The organism is Pseudomonas sp. K5002 (assembly GCF_013386655.1).
Taxonomy (GTDB): Bacteria; Pseudomonadota; Gammaproteobacteria; order Pseudomonadales; family Pseudomonadaceae; genus Aquipseudomonas.
The window spans coordinates 1-4381 of the sequence record NZ_JACARK010000722.1 but is presented as its reverse complement, the minus strand read 5'-3'; the positions used below and the strand labels follow the sequence as shown (position 1 = coordinate 4381).

Genomic DNA, 4381 nt, shown 5'->3' with positions numbered 1-4381 from the left:
GGCCGGGCTGATTTGCGCCAGGCCCAGTACGGCAACGGTTTGCCCGTATTGCTGCTTGATCCAGCTGCGCACCGGCGCGCCGAAGGCCACCATCGGCAACGCGCCGCCCGCGTGCTGGCTCAGCTCCTTGACCATCCGGGTCTGGTAGTCGGTGAAGTAACCGTAGACGCCTTCCAGGTCCTTGCCCGCCGTGGCAGGGGCGGCGATCGGGGCGATGTCGATGATGGTCTGGTATTCCGGCGTCTGGGTCGCCGGGATGCCGTTGGCCGTGAGCAACGTCGCCCAGCGGTCGGTGGTGGCCGACTCCAGGTAGTCCTGGAAGTGGGTCAGGGAATAATCCGGCGGGAAGTGCAGCAGCTCAATGCTCTTGCGGTTTTCCAGGGCCATGCCCAGCGGCAGGAACAGGTACCAGTTGAACTGCCATTTGCCATCACCATTGAGTTTGCTGGCGCCCTGGTAAGCCAGGTCGGCGGTATCGAGCAAGGTGGTCAACGGCTGGCCATAACCGTCTGGCACACCGCTGAACGTGGCCAGCACCTGGTCATGCTCGGTTTTGACGCTGACTTTGGCCCGGCTGTAACCGTCGCGTTGCAGGCTCTGGTTCAGGTAGTGCTCGACGGTCTGTTCCAGCGTCCAGGGACGAAAACAGATGACGCTGCAATTGTTCGGGTACGCGAACAACTGGGTGACCCGTTGCGGGGTACCCAGCGGTACGGTGATGTCAGCCTGTACGACCGCACTCAAGGTCAGTGCGGCCAGGGTGAAGGACAACCTGGTGAGTTTGAACATGGATGGTTCCCTGTCAGCGAAAGCCCGTCTGCGCGGGGTGAATGCCCACCCTCACACAGTAGCGGTTGACCGGGAAAAGCGCGTAGAAAAACTGCGTGCTTGTCGCTTTTGAGCAAGTGCGTCTACACCTTGAAGTGCAGGGCGTTGGTCAAATCCCCCATGGGCTTCTGGCCGCGCGCGGTCATGGCGTCGTCACGCTGCTTGAGCCCATCGAGGGTTTCCAGCTGGAACACCCGGGTGATCAGACGCAGGATCGACGCGGTGTCGTAGACGGTATGGTCCACCGTGCCCTTGCGCGCGAACGGCGAGACCACCAGTGCCGGAATCCGCGTGCCCGGGCCCCAGCGATCGCCTTTTGGCGGTGCAACGTGGTCCCACCAGCCGCCGTTTTCATCGACGGTGACGATCACCACCATGTTCTTCCACTGCGGGCTTTCCTGCAGCACCTTCAAGGCGCGGGTGATATGCCGGTCGCCCGAAGCGACGTCGGCGTAACCGGCGTGCATATTCAGGTTGCCCTGGGGTTTGTAGAAGGTCACCGCAGGCAGCTTGCCGGCCTGGGCATCGGCGAAGAACTTGTTGGTGCTGGCGTCATCCCCCAGGCCGCCATCGCGCAGGCGTTTATTGCGCTCAGCCGGGTTTTCCGGGCCTTGCTGCTTGAAGTAGTTGAAGGGCTGGTGGTGGTACTGGAAGTTCGGAATCTTCGGAATGCCGCCCGAGTCCTTGAACTGATCCAGCGTTGCTTGCCACGCACCGGCGTACCAGGCCCAGTCGACGTTCTTTTTCGACAGTTTATCGCCGATGTGCTCGTGGGTTTGTGGCACCAGCACGTTAGGCAAGTCGGGCTTGGAGTAATCCGGGCGCTCGGGGTCGCGAATCCAGGTAGGCCAGTAAGGCGGGGCCAGGGTGTTCACGCCGAAACCGTCCGGGGTCAGTGCGCTGGGGCCGAATTGCGGCGGGCCGGTCATGGCGCTGGCCGGGGACTTGTCCAGAGGCTTGAGGCGCGGGTCGGTCGGGTCGTCGCTTTGCAGCGTGGCGATCTGTGCCTTGGCCACCGATTGCGCAGCGTTTGGGTACACCGGCGGGGTGGCGCTGATCAGGTATTGGTGGTTGAGGAACGAGCCGCCAAACGCGCCCTGGAAGAAGTTATCGCAGAGCACAAACTCCTTCGCCACGTCCCACAAGCGCAGGGCGTAACGGCTCTGGGCGTAATGGCCCATCAGCAGGCCGCCGGAGTCGCCCCAAGCGACGAACGCATCGTTTTTACCGCCATTGATCTGCATCTGGTTCTGATAGAACACGTGCCACAAATCCCGGGTGACCAGGCTCAGGGGCTGGTCTTCGCCATTCGGGCCTTTGAGGGCGAACGGAGCGTTGGGCAGGTTTTCCTGGTATTGCACTTCGCTGGGGTACGTGACGCCATCGACGGTCTGCGGGCCAACTTGCAACACACCGCCCCATGTCGGGGGCAGGGTGCTCAGCAGGCTGCCGTCGCGGTCGCGCTGCTGATAGTCCGCAGGGGCGAGGGCCGACAATGGTTTCTCGACCCCGGGGAAATCCGCAAACAGGTTGTTGAAGCTGCGGTTTTCGGCGTAGATCACCACCACGGTTTTAACCTGTTCGTGCAAGGCCTTGTCCAGCTCTTGCGGGGTTAGCGGCCGATCCACCGGCTTGCCGGGTGCCTCGCTGGTATTGCCGCAGGCACTCAGGGTCGCACCCACGCCCAGCACGGCCGCGCCTCCCAGGAAGCGCCGCCGGCTGCTGTCGACGGGCGGTTTGGCTTCAATGTCTTGGGAAGGGCGGTCTTTGTGCTCGTCGCTCATTGCTGGGAGTCCATGCGGGTTAGTTGTTGCAATATGTTTCGCCGGAACGGTAGCAATGGAATGTGACGGAACGAAGACAGCGGTGTGATCATGTGGGCATGCTTCCTGATCCCAAGCACTGCTAGACTGGCCCGATATTGCATACCGCAGAGGTGCCCCATGAAACCTTCAACTGCCCTGGATCTCAAGAGGGCTGCCGTGCGTGAAGTAGTAGGACGTGTCCATACCTCCAACCCAAGGGTGTTTGGGTCCGTTTTGTTGGGGACTGATAAAGACGGCAGTGATCTCGATTTACTGGTTGATGCGCTACCGGGAGCGACCCTTTTTGACCTTGGTGGGCTGCAGGTGGAGTTGGAAGACTTGCTCGGGGTAAACGTCGATTTGCTGACGCCTGGCGATCTGCCTCTGAAGTTTCGTGCTCAAGTCTTGGCTGAGGCCCGGCCCGTATGATCTCAAATCGGATTGGCGACTACCTGGAGCACATGCGCCAGGCATCGTCCGACGCGATCACCTTTGTCGACGGGGTGAGCAAACCTGAGTTTTTGAAGACAAGCGTACCCAACAAGCCGTGATCATGAGTTTGATCATCATCGGCGAAGCGTCGACCAAAATAATGGATCAACATCCAGAGTTTGCAGCCGCCCAACCGTAGGTGCCTTGGCGCAGTATGCGCGGGATGCGCAACCGGATTGCCCATGGTTACTTCGACATAAATCTTGAAGTGGTATGGGACACGGTTCAGCACGCGCTACCTGAGCTGCTGAACAACCTGCCAGCCGCACCCGCCTGAAGAGCGGGTGCAGCTTCAGATAATTAAGGCATCACCGGCGGCAAATATTTAAGCGTCGTGCCCAACGCCCACAGCAGGAACAACACCAGCGGCGTATGCACCAGCAACTGCACAAACGAAAAGCCGATCAAGTCCCGCGCCTTCAACCCCAGCACGCCCAGCAGCGGCAGCATATAGAACGGGTTGATCAGGTTCGGCAGCGCTTCGGCGGCGTTGTAGATCTGCACCGCCCAGCCCAGGTGATATTCCAGGTCGTTGGCGACCTGCATCACGTACGGCGCCTCGATGATCCACTTGCCGCCGCCCGACGGGATGAAGAAGCCCAGCACCGCCGAGTACACACCCATCAACAGCGCGTAGGTGTCGTGGGACGCGATCGAGGTGAAGAAGGTCGAGATATGGTGCGCCAGGGTCGCGCCGTCACTGCCTTTCACCACGGTCATCAGCGCGGCAATCGAGCCATACAGCGGGAACTGGATCAGCACCCCGGTGGTGGTGGGTACCGCACGGGCCACCGCATCGAGAAAACTGCGCGGACGCCAGTGCAGTAGGGCACCGACCATCAGGAACAGGAAGTTATAGGTGTTCAGCCCCGAGATCGCGCTGATCGCCGGCTTGGTCGAGAATTCATGGAACAACCAACCGGCGGCCAGTAACGCCAGCAGGATGGTCAGCAACGGGCTGTGCTCCAGCCACTCGCCCGGACGGGTCGGCGGTTGCGGCTTGGGCATGTTGAAGGCCGGGTCGATACCGCAAGCCTTGGCGTCACGGGCGGAGCTCGGCCCGGGCGCGGTGGCGTAGGCGATGATCAGCGACACCACGATCAGCGCCAGCAACAGCACGCCGGACTGCCACAGAAAGATGGTGTCGGTGAACGGGATCATCCCGGTGATCGACAGGATCGACGGCGGCAAACTGGCCGGGTTGGCCTGCAACTGCGCCGCTGACGACGACAGCCCCAGCGCCCAAACGGCACCCA

4 protein-coding genes and 1 pseudogene are annotated in these 4381 nt (G+C 61.4%); 2 read left to right on the top strand and 3 right to left on the bottom strand.

Annotation, left to right across the window (positions count from 1 at the left end):
• The coding region (locus HX846_RS27100) for a hypothetical protein (RefSeq protein ID WP_178966462.1) at positions 1-789 on the bottom strand (789 nt) is incomplete at its 3' end.
• A 122-nt stretch (positions 790-911) separates the two neighbouring features.
• Positions 912-2612: an acid phosphatase gene (gene acpA / locus HX846_RS27095; RefSeq protein ID WP_178966461.1), complete on the bottom strand. Its 1701-nt coding sequence runs from the start codon at positions 2610-2612 to the stop codon at positions 912-914.
• A gap of 159 nt (positions 2613-2771) precedes the next feature.
• Between acpA and HX846_RS27090 the strand changes: the two genes are divergently transcribed.
• Complete coding sequence (locus HX846_RS27090; RefSeq protein ID WP_178966460.1) at positions 2772-3062, top strand: nucleotidyltransferase family protein; 291 nt, start codon at positions 2772-2774, stop codon at positions 3060-3062.
• Positions 3059-3402: pseudogene (locus HX846_RS39775) on the top strand (DUF86 domain-containing protein). The gene HX846_RS27090 and the pseudogene HX846_RS39775 overlap by 4 nt, the downstream one beginning before the upstream one ends.
• 23 nt (positions 3403-3425) lie before the next feature.
• On the opposite strand, the gene HX846_RS27080 reads toward HX846_RS39775, so the two are convergent.
• A partial coding sequence (locus HX846_RS27080; RefSeq protein ID WP_178966459.1) for a TIGR00366 family protein occupies positions 3426-4381 on the bottom strand: 956 nt, incomplete at its 5' end.